Origin of the sequence: Rhizobium skierniewicense (assembly GCF_014196515.1) — a bacterium.
Taxonomy (GTDB): Bacteria; Pseudomonadota; Alphaproteobacteria; order Rhizobiales; family Rhizobiaceae; genus Agrobacterium; species Agrobacterium skierniewicense.
This window is the reverse complement of record NZ_JACIDV010000001.1, coordinates 599,220-614,440: the sequence shown is the minus strand read 5'-3', so window position 1 is coordinate 614,440 and position 15,221 is coordinate 599,220. Positions and strand designations below refer to the sequence as shown.

The 15,221-nt window shown below is 53.1% G+C and carries 11 protein-coding genes and 2 pseudogenes; 8 read left to right on the top strand and 5 right to left on the bottom strand.

Annotated features, from left to right (window positions below; genetic code table 11):
• Positions 1-250: 250 nt before the first annotated feature.
• Together GGQ73_RS02655 and GGQ73_RS23225 are read right to left on the bottom strand one after the other, a co-directional pair.
• Positions 251-868, bottom strand: a complete 618-nt coding sequence (locus tag GGQ73_RS02655) for a HEPN domain-containing protein (RefSeq protein WP_327786286.1) — start codon at positions 866-868, stop codon at positions 251-253.
• 65 nt (positions 869-933) lie between these two features.
• Entirely contained in the window at positions 934-1,155 is a 222-nt protein-coding gene (locus GGQ73_RS23225; protein ID WP_327786285.1) for a hypothetical protein, read from the bottom strand.
• 341 nt (positions 1,156-1,496) lie between these two features.
• Here GGQ73_RS23225 and GGQ73_RS02650 point away from each other — a divergent pair.
• Positions 1,497-1,736: pseudogene (locus tag GGQ73_RS02650) on the top strand (BrnA antitoxin family protein).
• Between the two features lie 24 nt (positions 1,737-1,760).
• Here GGQ73_RS02650 and GGQ73_RS02645 read toward each other — a convergent pair.
• A complete protein-coding gene (locus GGQ73_RS02645; RefSeq protein ID WP_183893737.1) occupies positions 1,761-2,069 on the bottom strand; it encodes a hypothetical protein in 309 nt (102 codons plus the stop codon).
• Positions 2,070-2,498: 429 nt separating this feature from the next.
• On the opposite strand from GGQ73_RS02645, the gene GGQ73_RS02640 reads away from it, so the two are divergent.
• Together GGQ73_RS02640 and GGQ73_RS23315 are read left to right on the top strand one after the other, a co-directional pair.
• Positions 2,499-4,406, top strand: coding sequence for a HAMP domain-containing methyl-accepting chemotaxis protein (locus GGQ73_RS02640; RefSeq protein ID WP_183893735.1), 1,908 nt, complete (start codon positions 2,499-2,501; stop codon positions 4,404-4,406).
• A gap of 424 nt (positions 4,407-4,830) precedes the next feature.
• The gene (locus GGQ73_RS23315) at positions 4,831-5,238 is read left to right on the top strand and encodes a winged helix-turn-helix domain-containing protein (protein WP_183893733.1); all 408 of its coding nucleotides are present in this window, start codon (positions 4,831-4,833) and stop codon (positions 5,236-5,238) included.
• 548 nt (positions 5,239-5,786) lie between these two features.
• Here the strand turns inward: GGQ73_RS23315 and GGQ73_RS02630 are convergent.
• Positions 5,787-7,751 (bottom strand): HAMP domain-containing methyl-accepting chemotaxis protein, encoded by a 1,965-nt coding sequence (locus GGQ73_RS02630; RefSeq protein WP_183893731.1) that lies wholly within the window; start codon positions 7,749-7,751, stop codon positions 5,787-5,789.
• A gap of 560 nt (positions 7,752-8,311) precedes the next feature.
• Here GGQ73_RS02630 and GGQ73_RS02625 point away from each other — a divergent pair.
• Positions 8,312-8,975, top strand: a pseudogene (locus tag GGQ73_RS02625) (transposase); the annotation flags it as partial.
• Between the two features lie 82 nt (positions 8,976-9,057).
• On the opposite strand, the gene GGQ73_RS02620 reads toward GGQ73_RS02625, so the two are convergent.
• Entirely contained in the window at positions 9,058-10,020 is a 963-nt protein-coding gene (locus GGQ73_RS02620; RefSeq protein ID WP_183893729.1) for a glycosyltransferase family 2 protein, read from the bottom strand.
• A 572-nt stretch (positions 10,021-10,592) separates the two neighbouring features.
• Between GGQ73_RS02620 and GGQ73_RS02615 the strand changes: the two genes are divergently transcribed.
• The 4 genes from GGQ73_RS02615 to GGQ73_RS02600 all read left to right on the top strand — a co-directional run bounded on the left by GGQ73_RS02615 (position 10,593) and on the right by GGQ73_RS02600 (position 15,219).
• On the top strand, positions 10,593-11,714 hold the full coding sequence (locus GGQ73_RS02615) for a glycosyltransferase (RefSeq protein WP_183893727.1): 1,122 nt from the start codon (positions 10,593-10,595) through the stop codon (positions 11,712-11,714).
• A 206-nt stretch (positions 11,715-11,920) separates the two neighbouring features.
• Positions 11,921-12,739 carry an ABC transporter permease gene (locus GGQ73_RS02610; RefSeq protein WP_174155357.1) on the top strand — a complete coding sequence of 273 codons (819 nt, stop codon included), beginning with the start codon at positions 11,921-11,923 and terminating at the stop codon, positions 12,737-12,739.
• Complete coding sequence (locus tag GGQ73_RS02605; RefSeq protein WP_183893725.1) at positions 12,729-14,135, top strand: ABC transporter ATP-binding protein; 1,407 nt, start codon at positions 12,729-12,731, stop codon at positions 14,133-14,135. The genes GGQ73_RS02610 and GGQ73_RS02605 overlap by 11 nt, the downstream gene beginning before the upstream one ends.
• A gap of 217 nt (positions 14,136-14,352) precedes the next feature.
• Positions 14,353-15,219: a class I SAM-dependent methyltransferase gene (locus GGQ73_RS02600; protein ID WP_183893723.1), complete on the top strand. Its 867-nt coding sequence runs from the start codon at positions 14,353-14,355 to the stop codon at positions 15,217-15,219.
• Positions 15,220-15,221: the final 2 nt, after the last annotated feature.

The following is a 15,221-nucleotide window of genomic DNA, read 5'->3' as shown; positions in this document are numbered from 1 at the left end:
GTCTTCGCCCAGCGGCGACTTGACCTTCAAAACACGGCTGGCCTGGATGAAATCGGACGACGAAGGCTGGTCGGTCATAGGGGAACCCGGGTGATTGTAAAATATCAATCGACTATCAAAATGCGACCATAATGCAATCAATCAGTGTGTCAACAGCAGAAAATTCATCAATTTGTGCAACCATATCCAGCTGATACGTCTTTGACGCCGACAATGATTGATCGGATGAGGAGGCCGCGATACGTGCCGCTCAGACTGGAACCTTCAGGGCCTTTTCACAGACAGCCAGCACCGCGTCCTGCAACAGCTTGACGCGCTCTGTCAGCCACGCCAGTTCCTCGTCGGTGATGTCGTAGGCGGGTGAGTATCTAGCATCAACATAGGCACGCTCCAGACGGCTGAAGCAGCGTTTGGCAAATTTGGTATCGTCTGGCCAGATCGTGCTGAGTTCCGGGGCAATTTGTTCTGCATGTGAGCGCAGGAATGTCAGCTTGTGGGATTTTGGGCTGTAGAGCGATTTGACAAGTAGGATGCAGTGATAAAGCGCCTCAGATGATTGGTGCAGGAGGAACACCGCCTGTTTGCCGTGGCCGCCAGCGTAGGCCTGTTGAGTAAGTTCAAGAAACGCGCTGGCGCTTGGAAACCAATGATCAAAATGTTTCTGCGCCTCGGCGCGCACCTCGTCTGGCGCCAGATTTTTCGGTGAGGCCAGAGGATGGCCGGGGGCATCGTAAAGCGGGATGCCATCTCGGGCGATATCCACGAAAAACGGCCATCCCCGTGCCAGCAGCGAGTTGACCTCTTCATACGAATGCACAATGAAATTCACTGGCGCGGAAAGATGTCCGGCGATATCGAATGCCTGCACGAAGCGTGCGGCGGCCCTTTCCCAGGCCTCGTATCTTTCGGCAAACTGTTCATGATTGACGACGATCAGCAGGCGTAATCCGAGAGATAGCCGCTTTTGCGATCTTCCACCCAGTTGCCGCGCGCATAGGAGCCGAACAGGATGAGCTTCAGGATGCGTCCGCGCTTGGCCTTTTCCGAGAGCTTGGTTTTCAGGGACTCGTCAAATTCCTCGAAAATGATCTGCGCGACACGGTGCAACTCGCGTCGCTTCTTTTCGGGCAGATGGCTCAGACGCTCCATGTCCATGTCTCAATCCTTGCAACTCCTGAAAGGTGAGAGGGAAAACGCTCACCCGCCCCGACCGCTTGTCTGCCTTAGCAGAATAATCCCGGTTTCGGGAAGGGCCGTTTCATGGTCTTGGGTCGTGCGGCGCAAACAGGCTCTGCTGCGGGTGTGGCGAGTCACGCCGGTATTGAAGTTAGTGTGTGCCAGGAGATCTAAAACTTCAATCCAACCACTTCAGTTTCCCTCTTGACCTTATAAAAACAACCAACTTGCCGAGAAGCATCCACCAGCCGATACTAGCAACAACGCGACCGCCAGTGACTCGCTTGCTAGCCCCCTCACCAATCATTAGAAAGAACCCAATGGCACCCCGCAGACCGCTAAACCCACGAGACGCAGCCGAAGCCTTGTTTTCTGCGACAAAGAAGCGCGCAGCACCAGCGGTGGAAAAACGGGCTATTCCCGGGACGAAGTAACTGGTCAGCTTGAAGATTGACAGCGATGTTCTCGCGTATTTTCAAGACGATGGCCCCGGCTGGCAGGAGCGGATGAATGATGTTCTGCGGGCCACTATGGTGGCTGAAGACGACAAGGAGGCTTGAGGCGGCGGCACGTCGTTTCTGGTTTTAGACGACGGATACCTTTGTGCCGCTATCCAGGACGATGTGCAGATCCCGGATCATTCCAGCGGCTTGCAAAAACGTTTCCCGTAGCTGGGCATCATCAGCCAAGTCCCGTTCTGCCGCTGATACGGTTGTCTTGATATCTGCAAGGATATCGTGGCCGGGGCCTTTGGGTATGCCTGCGGCTTCGCGCAGATCTTCTATCGTAGCCACGGCGCGCTGCAGCATGTGGCGCTTATGGGACGCATCCAGGCGCGCCAGGCGCTTAGCATCTCGAACAAGTTCACCAATGATATCTGTCGTCGGGCTCATGCCTCACGAAAATGCCAGCCGCGGCTGATACGTCAACCGTGGGTGGGGCGGAAATTCGCGATGACTTTCATTTCATTTGGCATGTGATCGAAACGCTCGGCGAGGAATGAAAGCATCGCCCACTCCGAAATGCAGGCGTGCGGCGCTTTCTTCGTCGTTGTGACGGAAATCGACGTCTTTGAAGGCCGAAACAAGGTCTTCAGCAAACAGCGCAAGTGTGCTGTTTATGCTTGGTAGTATAGCGCTGCACCAAAGGCTACGGTTGTTGGACCCGCCGTTTCTATGACCCGTCTTTTCTGGAATTTCTATCGCGACACCCTGGCGCGAACATTGCATCATAATAATGTAAAACGACATCACCAAATATTAAATAATGGTCGCTAGGATTCTTGAAGTTTAACATTTGCCGACTAGCCAAAGGCCTCAAACATGTCACTTCGTATTCCAGCTCGCCTGATGATCATGGCGGCCTCAGCTCTCATTCTTATTATTGGGCTTGGCGTAATGAGCTACAGCCAGATGTCTAAAGTTTACACGGCAGCTTCAGACACCAAACAAGTCTGGATGCCACGTGTTGTTAAGCTGGATAATGTACAGTTTACTCTACTTCGTTACCACACCACGACCATTCGGACAGCTATTGCAGTGGATCCAGCGGAGATTAAAGGTCTCAACGACGAATTCGCCGAGATGAATGCGAGCATTCCCAAGGCCTATGCGGATCTGCGCGAGACTTTGACATCCGATGCCGAGCGCAAAAGCTGGGCGACATTCGAGCAGAAATGGGCGGCCTACCTGCAAGCGCGTCAGAAGATTGCCGACGCCGTGCAGGCCGGAGACAAGGCAGGCGCTGTTGCCGCCATCGCGCCCGCAAGACAGCCGCTGGTGGATGCCTTTGGCGCGCTTGGCGAAGTGATCAGGCTGAATGATGCCGGTGCCGCTGCATCTGCTACGGCGGCAGACGCCGCCTATTCGCGCTCATCTCTCATTGCTGGAGGTTTCATCGCAATCAGCATCGTGATTTTGGGAAGTCTGGCCGTCTGGATTATTCTCGGCGTTTCGCGGCCTATCACGCATCTCTCGCGCGTTATGCTCTCGATTGCTGGCGGCAAGCTTGATGTTGCGGTTCCCGATGCCAACCGCAAGGACGAAATTGGCGAGATGGCCGGCGCCGTTGAAATCATGCGTCAATCCGCGATTTCCAAGATTGAAATCGAAAGGAATGCGGAAGAAGCCCGCATTGCGGCGCGCAACAACGAGGCGGACGTTCAGCAGCGCGCCGAGCAGGAAGCCGAGCAGCGTCTGGCCACTGCGACCGGTTCTCTGGCCACCGCACTGCGCCGCCTGGCAACCTGCGACCTGACCTGTGAAATCAACGAGGCGTTTGATCGCCAGTTCGAGCCTCTGCGCCACGACTTCAACAGCTCCGTTCAACAACTTCGCAGCGTGCTGGTATCCGTCGGTACAGTGGGTCTAGGTGTTGCCAATGGCAGCGGCGAGATATCCCAGGCCTCGGATGATCTCTCAAAGCGTACGGAACAGCAGGCTGCATCTCTGGAAGAAACAGCGGCAGCGCTGGAAGAGATTACCTCCAACGTTCAGGCCACGTCGAAGCGTTCAACAGAAGCGAGAACGCTGGTGCGGACGGCCCGTCAGCATGCTGAAAGCTCCAGCATCGTTGTCAGCAATGCCGTAGCGGCCATGGAGCGTATCGAGCACTCTGCACAGCAGATCACGCAGATCATCAGCGTGATCGACGAAATCGCGTTTCAGACCAACCTGCTTGCGCTCAATGCCGGTGTTGAAGCCGCACGCGCTGGCGAGGCGGGCAAGGGCTTTGCGGTTGTTGCGCAGGAAGTGCGCGAGCTTGCACAGCGCTCTGCAAAAGCGGCCAAGGAAATCAAAGGCCTGATCAGCAATTCAGGTGTGGCGGTGACCGAAGGCGTGAAGCTTGTTGGCGATACGGGTGAAGGCTTGCAGCAGATTGCCCGCATCGTTGAAGACATCAACCAGCACATGGATGCCATTACCGTGGCTGCGCAGGAGCAGGCAACCGGTCTCTCCGAAGTCAACACAGCCGTGAACCACATGGACCAGGCAACCCAGCAGAATGCGGCCATGGTTGAAGAGATGAACGCGGCGAGCGTCGGTCTTGCCGATGAAAGCCAGCAGCTGGCCCAGCTGATCGCTCGCTTCCAGACTGGTTCAGAGAACGCGTCTCCGGCGGCCAGCCAGAGACGACCAGCGCCCGCGCCGCAGCGCCAGGCGAAAGCAGCTTCAATGCCCGTCAGCCGCGGCAATCTGGCCATGAAGCCGGAGCAGTGGGACGAGTTTTAGGCCGTCGTGACAGTCAGGATTCCAAAACTGGGTCATCGATGTTTCAAAGGCAATGATGGTTCGCTATGCGGTCGTCGATGACAGTGAAGCGATATGAGCTGAACGAGGCGCACTGGTTGTGGATTGCAGCTCTTGTGCCCGGTAAAGCAGGTGATCCGGGTCGCACAGGGCCGGATAGCCAGGTCTTCGCAAACTGAATCTCTGTCGCAAACTGGCGGTTTGCGATGGGCGCAGCGCTTTGATCGCAGAACTCCGGACGGCCCGAGACTGGGCCCCGCGTTTTAACGCACGCGGTCTCCAAGCGCTGACCAATGGCCAAGCGCTCGGGGAGCCGTCGCGGTTAAACGATCAGCAGCTGGCGGCTTGGCACAGGTGTTCGAGTGCGGGCCGAACCTCTACCTCGACGCTGCTGTCGGTGGCGTCCATGTGGTCTGGTGGTAATGGTTTATGGGAAGAGTTTCGGCTAACAGTAAGCGAACAGACGCTGAGCCGTCACGTCCGGGCCATCAGCTACAGGAAACCGGTCCCACGACCAAGACATCGCGCGCAGGACCCGCAAGCCATCGATGAAACTGAAAAAGTTTCCCCGCCGCTGTGGCAGAAATTGTCGCGGGAGCTGCGCGAGGGAAACGAAGAGAAATTTGGTTTCAGAATGAGGCTCGGATCGGTCAGAAAAACACGATCACGCACCGTGGGATCATGCCCGGAACGCGCCCTTGGCCCCCTCCCGGAAATTAAAGTCCCAGATCGGTCGACATCTTCGGAGCAATCTGCCCGAAGCTCGGCAAGGCGGCGGCGCTGGTCTGGCCATGGTGCGACACCGATGCAATGACCGCGCATCTGGTCGAAATCGCCCGTGATGTCGGCGGAGATGCGCTCGCTATCCACATGATGGATCAGGCTGGATGACACATGTCCAACACGCTCGTCTTGGCCGAAAACATCATAGACCTGCCATTACCGCCGAAGAGACCGGCGCTGAACCCGCTTGAAAATCTCTTGCACTTCATAGGCGAAGGCTGGCTATGACGCGCCGCGTCTTCAAATCCCACGACGGTATCAGTCGATCACGACTGCGATGCCTGGCGGAAACTCGAAAGTCAGGCATGGCGTCTTATGTCGATCGGACGCCGAGAATGGGCGCATGGATTCTGTTCAGTCAGACGCCGTATTAGACACCCAAACCACAGGCTGGCGGGTCCGTCCATTTCGCTGTCGGCGAAATGACCGACATCATCATTCGATCCACGTGGTCGTCACCCAGCAACACCCTCTAGCTTTGGAACCTGACACTTGTCGTATCCCGATCAGAGACCCCGCGCAAAAAAGCCGAGACAGGCGTCATAGCGCTGCTCGGCTTCAGATGGCGGCAGAACCCCGTCAAAAATCTTCCCAGCCAGCGCTCGAAAGAGCCGCATTGCCTTGGAAAGAGTGATGCAGCTTGGCTGACAGTTGACGCGCTGGCGACGGTGCAGGGCGTGGCGGGGCGGGAGCGCCATTGGCCGGAGGCCATCTGTTGCCGCTTGGTGCAACTTTCGTTCCGATGCTGAACTGGGCGAGTAGCCGGAACAGCGCCTCTGCCTCGGAGGCGAGATTATGGGCCGCTGCCGTGGATTGCTCAACCATCGCGGCATTCTGTTGGGTGCCTTGATCCATGGTGTTAACAGAGGTGTTGATCTCCTTGAGACCAGTCGCCTGCTCCCTCGATGCTTCGACGATTGCACTGACATTACCATCGACCTGCTGAACTTGGACAACCATCTCCTGCAAGGCCGTGCCGGTCTCGCCGACGAGAGATACGCCACTTTTGACATGGTGATTTGAGGTGTTGATCAGTTCTTTGATCTCTTTCGCAGCTTTCGCAGATCGCTGTGCGAGTTCACGAACTTCCTGAGCCACAACGGCAAAGCCCTTTCCAGCCTCACCTGCTCGCGCCGCTTCGACGCCGGCGTTGAGTGCGAGCAGGTTGGTCTGAAAAGCGATCTCGTCGATCACACCGATGATGTTACCGATCTCAGTTGCTGAAGCCTCGATTTTGCTCATGGCATCAACGGCGCTCTGCACAACACGACCGGAATGTTCCGCGTTTTCCTTCGTCTGGCGAACCAATTTTCCAGCCTCCTGCGCCCTGCTGCTAGAATCGGAGACAGTTGTCGTGATTTCTTCCAGTGCCGCTGCTGTTTCCTCGATGGAGGCCGCCTGGTTTTCTGTCCGCTTGGCCAGATCATCTGAAGCGGAGCGAATTTCCTGCGCTCCAGACGCGATCGCGCTCGCGTTCTCGGACACTTTCTGCATGGCGATGCGCAGTTTCTCCACGGCCAGATTAAAATCTGTACGCAATTGCTCCAGTGAGGGGATAAAGGGTGTGGCAATGTGTCCTGTAAGATCACCGTTGGCCAACCCCTGAAGCGCTTCAGCAAGTTGGCAGACAGCAGTATCGGTCTGCTCGGCCAGAACGCCCCGTTCCGAAGCTTCCGCTTCCAGTCGTCGACGTTCTTCGGCAGACCGCATCGCTTCACGATCAGCATCCGCATGTGTCTTCGCGGCAATTGCCTCTCGCAAAGCAGAGACGGCGCGTGCAAGCATGCCGATCTCATCTTTGCGGTTTTCCAGATCGTGATCGCCCTTCATGGTGCCTTCCGCCATGGATTTCAAAGAATCCTGAAGCTTTATCAACGGGGCAACGATGGAACGCGCGGTAAATGCGGCTGCGACAACAGCGAGAAGGGCTGCAATGGCAAGGGCCGTCAACTCAAGAGACTGAAACCCGTTCGTCGCCGCGCGCACCTCGGCACCGATCTCCTTGTTCAGTGCCTCCTGATAGTCGATGAACTTATTGATCGCTCCGAGCCAGGATACGAATGCTGGACGCGCTTGCTCAAGCAAAACCTTGCGGGCCTCTTCTGTAGCACCTTTCTCCTGGAAAGAAATGACGTCTGCTACAAGCGGATTTGTCTTGGCTTGAATGGCTCCGATTTCATCCAGAATCGCACGCTCTTGGGCAGTTGCGCCATCCGGCGACGAAACCATTGCCGTCATCTTTTTTTCGTTTTCGGCGTAAGTGGAGGCAAGCTTCCCAATCAGATCGATTGCGGCCTTTCTTTCTTCAGGAGAGGCCACAATAGTCACGTCTCTCACCGCAATAGCACGATCGTGAACGCTTCCGCGATAGTTGATCGCATAGCGTTGTTTTACGCTGTTGACATCGTTGATCACGCCGAGATTGTTATTGATCTGCGAGACCTGATGCGTTGAATATAATGTCAAGCCGGCCATCAAAATAAGCAGGAACCCAAATCCTGCGGTTAGCCGCCCTACAATTCCTGATAGTTTCACCTTCGTCATCTGCTCTATTATCCCCTCGGTGATTCTGAGCTGCACTACAATTTCAGTACGCCCCTCCCCTGAAGAGAGCGTTATTTGCTAATATTAAAGTAACTGACTTAATTTTTATTGAATATAAAAATCTGAATCTAAATATCTATTTTTACAATTTCTATTAATTTCTATAATTTTAAATTTTATATTTGCACTATTTAAAGTTGTTTATTCATTTGTGTATTTATAAAATAACGAAATTAATATGACGGTTTTTGAATTAAAATGAATATTTATTATTGTAATTCTGCATCCACGTAGGGATATATTATGTATTATCATTTTTTATACAAATCTCATATCAAAATAAAAAAGAATAAATTACATAGATTACAGCACTTACACATGCCTAAACCTTATCAAATCTCAGGAATCCGGTTAATCTGCCGCCTCGCTGATTGTCTGTCCGAGAATGCCTGCGATTGCGCGGGGTTGAGTGCAGGACCACGATCTGATGCGGAGCAAGAGGTGACACGGGATATCTGCACAGGGGGGATAAGTCGAGTTTCTGGCTGACTTCGGCTTAGATGCCGCCAGCAGGAGAGACCATGACAAGACGACCGCGCCGGAACCAAGGCCCGGCTTTCAAGGCAAGGTTGGCGCTCGCCGCCATTCGAGGCGAGCAGACGCTGGTGGAATGATACCAGCAGTTTGACGTGCACGCCAACCAGATCAAACAAAGAAAAGACCAGCTCCTTGAGGGGGCGACAGGCGTTTTTGGTGATGAAGCGAAGGCGGAACTGGCGGGTCCAACCGTCGATGTAAAAACACTGCACGCCAAAATCGGGACGTCCACGCTGGCAAACTATTTTTTTAGCCTGAGCGCTTGGCAAGGCGGGCTTGCTGAGCGGAAAAAATGATCGTCCGCGGGCACAAGCTGTCTGTCGAAGGCAAGCCAAGCTTCTCGGCTTCTGCCTTCGCAGCGTCTATTACCTACCGCGTCCGGTGTCAGAGGGCGATCTGGCCTTGATGCGGCGGATCGATGAAATGCATCTCGATTACCCGTTCGCCGAAAGTCAGATGTTGCAAGGGCTTTTGAGGGGAGAAGGGCTGGAGACTGGGCGGCTTCATATCGGCACGCTGATGAGGAAGACGAGCATCATTGAGATCTACCACCGCCCGAGCACATCCAAACCATCGCATGGGCACAAAACCTATCCCTATCTTCCGCGAAAGTTTCATATGCGACGCCGACCAGAATGGCATCCACCCCATGAGTTCAGGCCGGTTTGAAGGTTTCAGATCAATGTTTGTGGATGTCATTATCCATATGTCACCTTTCGCGGAGACGACTAGCTAGACGCAACCCTCGCCTAGCAGCACGCATGAAAATACCTGGAGTAGGCGTCTCCTCGTATTTCTCCGCCTGCTCCGGCCGCCTTGGCATGCCTCCGGCATCGACCGGCAGGTTGTCCATCATGTCTTGCTGTATAGCTCTCCAAGCATTTTCAACAGAATAAATAGCCCGCGCGGAAAAGTCTTCTGGACGAGTTTGCATCTCTTTGAGTGTCGCGTCGAAGTGGTAGCAGAGCGTTCCATAAGTGAGGGGCTTACCACTTCGTCTCTCAATCATCACTCGGATTTCTTCAATCCTTTTCAGGCTACCCGTCGCAGTAAGGGTCTCACCCCACTCACGCGTGGAAGACAGAGAATCGTCCAGCGCCACAGGCTGCCCTTGCTCAGCTAGGCGAATAAAGAGTTCCCAGTCGAAAGACCAGCGTAACGCGGTATTGAGCCCACCGATCTGTCGCAACACCTTACCGTTCATGAACGTAGAGGGCTGAAGAATATAATCGGTGCCCTCGATGAGTGCTCGGTGGTCGTAGAGGATGGGATGATCATTGAACGGTGATTTGAAGTTCCCAGCTTCGTCCACGCGCTCGCCGTTGCCAAACCAGAATGGAGCGTCGGGTTCGCAGCGCCACGCCTCTGCAATTTTCTCAAAGGCTCCGGCTGCGTAATAATCGTCAGCATTTATCCACGCAACGATATCACCAGTAGCCATGGCGAGGCCCTTGTTAATTGCGTCTGCGGCGCCGCTGTCAGGTTCGCTAACATAAGCCGTCAGCTGGGACCTGCTTTCTGTTAATATCTGAAGGGTCTCGTCCTGAGAGCCACCATCAATGACGAAGTGTTCCAAATCCGGCCAATTTTGGATCTGCACAGAGGCAAGACACTGCTTCAGAAATCGCCCCTGATTAAGAGACGGTGTGATAATCGAAAATTTGGGCGGCACGTCATCATCCTCTTTACGCTCAGATAGCAGTCAAATCCGCCGGATGTCGAGCGCTGGTTTAATATCCTAAGAACCAAGAAAAATTGAAATATGTCCGGCGTCCGCAAAAATGGTATTCTCGAAGGCTGTGACCGATTGCGATTGACGCACGTTTGAAACCCGCTCTCAAAACCGGATGGCATCACGCCACCCACCCCCGCAAAAGCTGCCGAAATTATTCGTCAAATGAGTAACCGTTTTCACTGCTCCAATGCATCGGCCATTTTCTTTTAAGGCCCCAGCTTGATGGCCTACTCAATCCCGGTATCGCGCGCGGACAGCGGACGAACAGATGCTACACTCACAGATAGATCAAAATCCTATGCGCAATTTTCTGAGTCCTACTTCGTATTGCCTTCTCGAAGACGGTGAGCCCTTTTAAGCAATGCTTTTAGGAAGCCGAATTCACGACACAAATGCGAGGAAATAGTTGTGTTATCGAATGTTGCGGATAAAAGCGTCGGTCATAGCGCCAAAAAATTAGTCGTTTTTGCCCTCCGGCATTGGTTCCCCTCCTGCTACGGCTTTACAGCATGAAAATTTTGCATTTCTTCAAAACATATTGGCCTGACACGTTCGGTGGTGTTGAGCGGACTATCGCCGCTATCTGTGAGGGGGTCGAAACCCATGGGATCAGGTCCGAGGTGCTCTCTCTTAGCGCGCAGCCAAAGGAAAACTCGCGTCCTTTTGGTGGACATTACGCGCACAAGGCCAAGCTTGATTTCGAGTTTGCCTCGACAGGTTTTTCTCGTTCCGCGTTTAGCCGATTTCGAGAACTCAGCCGCGAAGTCGATGTAGTTCACTTTCACTTTCCCTGGCCATTGATGGACGTCATACACCTTTCAAGTTTTCATCGAATGCCTTCTGTCGTCACCTACCACTCGGACGTGGTTAAGCAGAAAACATTATTACGTCTCTACGAACCCCTCATGTTTCGCTTCCTCGGCAGCACGACCAGCATCGTCGCCACATCGCCGAATTATGTGAATTCAAGTGCTACTCTCCAGAAATTCCGCTCTAAAGTCGAGGTCATTCCACTTGGACTTGACGAAGCCAGCTACCCGGCAGTTGGCCAGCAAAATAGAGAGAGATGGAGATCCAAACTCCCTCCCCGCTTCCTCGTCTTCATTGGTGTCTTCCGTTATTACAAGGGACTTCACGTGCTGATGGATGCTGCGGAAAAGACCGGTATTCCTGTCGTACTCATCGGCGGTGGCCAGACGGATGATTTTCAAGAGGAAGCGAAGCGGCGTGGCCTCCAAAACATGCATTTTCTCGGAAACCTGACGGACGAAGACAAGATGGCGGTCCTTGATCTGAGCCTTGGTCTCGTTTTTCCATCTCATCTCCGATCGGAAGCATTCGGTCTTTCTCTGGTTGAGGCAGCCATGAGCGGTAAGCCGATGATATCTTGTGAAATTGGCACGGGAACCAGCTACGTCAATCTCGATGGATGCACGGGCCTTGTCGTTCCTCCAGAAAACAGCGACTCTTTGGCTGTCGCCATGAGGCGTTTGTTCAACGACGACGACTTAGTGCAAAGCTTTGGGCGAAACGCTCGTCAACGCTATCTGGACAACTTCACGGCAGAGAAAATGGCAGCCGCTTATGCTGATCTATATCGGCGGATCGCCGACACGGGGAACCGTGCTTGATCAATCTGGGATCTTGCAAATATCGGCAGATGAGCGTCGGGGATGAGTGGGCTGGTCCAACCATGAGCGTTTGGCAAGGGCTTGTCTTTGCCAGGCTGAACAGCTATTAGCCGCATATTAGAGGGGTGCACGGCTAAAATAGTCAGGTGTAAACCGGCTACCTGGGCACCCAGGCGTTTAACCACAGCGATGGAATTTCGTACTATATGAAAAATCATTCGGTCGACCCGACCGCTGTTGTTAAAACACTCATCCACAACAGAGGTCTGCTTTGGGAACTGACGAAACGTGATTTCGTATCCCGATACAAGGGGTCCGTCTTCGGGCTCGCATGGTCCCTTTTCAACCCATTGCTTATGCTTGCAATCTACACTTTTGTTTTTAGTGTCGCGTTCAAAGCCAGATGGGGCGCGGGCAATGACAGCCAGGTAAACTTTGCCATCGTTCTTTTCTCCGGCCTCATCGTACACGCGCTTTTCGCCGAGTGCCTGATGCGGGCTCCAACCATAATCGCCGCGAACGCAAACTACGTCAAGAAAGTCGTATTCCCGTTGGAAATACTGCCTCTTATGACCATGGGATCTGCGCTTGGGAATTTCATTGTCAGCCTTGTCGTTTTAATGTTCTTTTGTTTGATTTCCGGGACGTTCATCCATCCCGCAGGTCTTCTTTTGCCCATCATCCTGCTGCCGTTACTTCTGATGACCCTAGGCCTGAGCTGGTTTCTCGCCTCGCTTGGCGTCTATCTCCGCGATTTCGCGCAGGTCATCGGCATGCTCACCACGGTTGCGCTGTTTCTAGCGCCGGTTTTCTACCCTATCAGCGCGCTTCCACCTGCCTATCAGTCGTTGCTGACCTTAAACCCGATCACGCTTCCGGTGCTTCAAGTTAGGGACGCGTTGCTTTGGGGAGCGCCTCTGAACTGGGTCGCCTGGGCCATGAGCCTTCTCGTGAGCCTCGCCGTCTTTTATCTAGGCTTCGCTTGGTTTCAGAAGACAAGACGGGGATTTGCAGATGTCCTCTAACGAGCCAGTTATCGATGTGCGCGGCGTCGGGAAGCGCTACGACATATACAACAACCCACGCGACCGCCTGAAGCAATTGGTCATGCCGAAACTGACCAACCTTTTTGGTCGCTCAGGCCCGGCGCCCACCTACCACCGTGAGTTTTGGGCGCTACACGATATCTCATTCCAGGTTCGCCCTGGAGAAACCTTGGGCATCATCGGACGAAACGGTGGCGGCAAAAGCACGTTGCTGCAAATCTTGGCCGGTACATTGGCCCCTACCCTCGGCGATCTGACGGTCAAGGGGCGCGTCGCCGCCCTTCTCGAACTGGGAAGTGGATTCAATCCCGATTTTACAGGACGCGAAAACGTCCTTCTGAACGCCCGCATCTTGGGGCTCAGTAGCGAGCAGATCGACGCAAGCTACGACGAAATCGTCGCTTTTGCCGATATCGGCGATTTTATCGACCAGCCGGTGAAAACCTATTCAAGTGGGATGTTTGTCCGCCTCGCATTCGCGGTGCAGGCTCACATCAACGCATCCATCGTCATCATCGATGAAGCTCTGGCAGTAGGCGACGTATTTTTTCGTCAGAAGTGCTATGCGCGCCTTGAGGAAATTCGTTCGTCCGGCGCTGCCGTCCTCCTCGTCTCACATGCGATGACTGACATCGAGCAGTTCTGTGACCGGGCGATTTTGCTCGATCATGGCAGAATGAATTTCTTGGGTGATGCCGCTGAAGCAGCAAAGCGATATTATCAGTTGCATCAAACAGGACAATCGTTCTCAACAACATCTTATGTAAATAAATCAGAAGCTACCCACGCTGATCAGTCGGATTGCGAAGAGATAAAAAGCGGCGAATTTACCTCGCTCCGTTCGGCAGAAACCATTACGCAAGTCGGAAACGGCAGCGCGGAGTGTTTGGGATTTTCAGTGTACGATACTCAGGGCGCGCCCTGTCACCACTTTTCGCAGGGACAAGTGGCGGTCTTTGTCTCGGAATTTCGCATACTAAAAGATATCGGCATGGCTACCTGCGGTGTCGTCCTACATAATGAACGTGGTATAACTGTTCACGGAAAAGGCTCGATTGAGCATGGAGTTGGAACAGGTGGCAGCCTCAAAGCCGGAAATATTGTACGCTGTAAACAAGAAATTTCTTTAAATTTACAATTGGGTGAATACACGTTCGAGATCGGTTTGGGATCCATTGATCCGGATATCTTCAGCCGGATGTCGGAAATGACACACGAAGCTATCGATGCAAGTGTAATCCATCTTTGTGTGTTGCCTAATGCTGGATCACTTTCAATAGGCTGGGCTTCAAATCGTAGCGGTTCGGCACTAAGCCATCACGGCATCGCAGATTTGCCTGGTAGTATCGAATTTTCATTTCCTGACCTTCGCTAACATGGAGTTGAGATGTCTGTTAATGTTAGAGGAATGCTAGATAAAAGATCAAACATGCTACAGCATTAGAAACGCGTAATAGGAAGAGAGCTTCAAAGCAATGAATAATAGGAAGTGTTGGTGCGGCAGCGTAGACCACCGGGAGTTCAGTGCAGAGTATGTTCGTTGCGCAAGCTGCGGTACCCTCATATCGGCAGTCGGTTTATCAGATGATGAGTTGAAAGTTACAGACGATGAAGCAGATTTCTACGGAAAGAAATACTGGCTTGAACACCAGAACAAGGATCTCGGATTTCCGAACATTTTTCAGAGAGCAAAGCTAGATTTGACCGATCGAAATCTGCATTGGCTCAGAACCCTTCTGAAATACAAGGCGCCACCTTCTAAAGTTCTGGAACTGGGTTGTTCCCACGGAAGCTTTGTCGCGCTTCTCCGCCAAGCCGGCTACGAAGCCTCCGGAATGGAGATGAGTCCTTGGGTCGTTGAGTATGCACAGGAAACCTTCGACATTCCTGTGCTGGTTGGACCTATAGAGAATATTGAACTCGAAGCGGGGACATTTGACGCGGTCGCGTTGATGGACGTTTTGGAGCATTTGCCTTTCCCGAAGGATACTTTGACGATTGCACTGGACATGTTGAAGCCGGACGGCCTGATAATGATCCAAATGCCGAATTTTCCCGGCGTTACGACGTTTGAGGAACTTCAAACTGCGCACCCTTCCTTCTTGGGCATGCTTCTTCCCGACGAACACATCTACCTATACTCGCAAAATGCGGCGCAAAGACTGTTTCAAGAGCTTGGTGCCGAGCATCTTATTTTTGAAAAACCCTTCTTCACTGAGCATGACATGTTCTTCGTTGTCAGCAGGCAACCGATCGAGATGATCTCGAAGGAAGATGCTGAAAAATCGATCGAGACGCCAAAAGGACGTTTCGTTCAAGCACTTCTCGATCAGGACAAGCAGATAAAGAGCATTGAAGAGCACGTGAAAATCATAGATGAAGATCGCGCGGCTAGACTCGATCAGATTCAGGCTTTGACAAAAATGATCCACGATCTGCAGGCTGCAGCAGGAAAATAAAA

Bases quoted from the DNA above. Each gene is read 5' to 3' on its own strand.
- GGQ73_RS23225 (WP_327786285.1), bottom strand. From the start codon at position 1,155: ATGGACATGGAGCGTCTGAGCCATCTGCCCGAAAAGAAGCGACGCGAG.
- GGQ73_RS02645 (WP_183893737.1), bottom strand. From the start codon at position 2,069: ATGAGCCCGACGACAGATATCATTGGTGAACTTGTTCGAGATGCTAAG.
- GGQ73_RS02640 (WP_183893735.1), top strand. From the start codon at position 2,499: ATGTCACTTCGTATTCCAGCTCGCCTGATGATCATGGCGGCCTCAGCT.
- GGQ73_RS23315 (WP_183893733.1), top strand. From the start codon at position 4,831: ATGTGGTCTGGTGGTAATGGTTTATGGGAAGAGTTTCGGCTAACAGTA.
- GGQ73_RS02630 (WP_183893731.1), bottom strand. From the start codon at position 7,751: ATGACGAAGGTGAAACTATCAGGAATTGTAGGGCGGCTAACCGCAGGA.
- GGQ73_RS02615 (WP_183893727.1), top strand. From the start codon at position 10,593: ATGAAAATTTTGCATTTCTTCAAAACATATTGGCCTGACACGTTCGGT.
- GGQ73_RS02610 (WP_174155357.1), top strand. From the start codon at position 11,921: ATGAAAAATCATTCGGTCGACCCGACCGCTGTTGTTAAAACACTCATC.
- GGQ73_RS02605 (WP_183893725.1), top strand. From the start codon at position 12,729: ATGTCCTCTAACGAGCCAGTTATCGATGTGCGCGGCGTCGGGAAGCGC.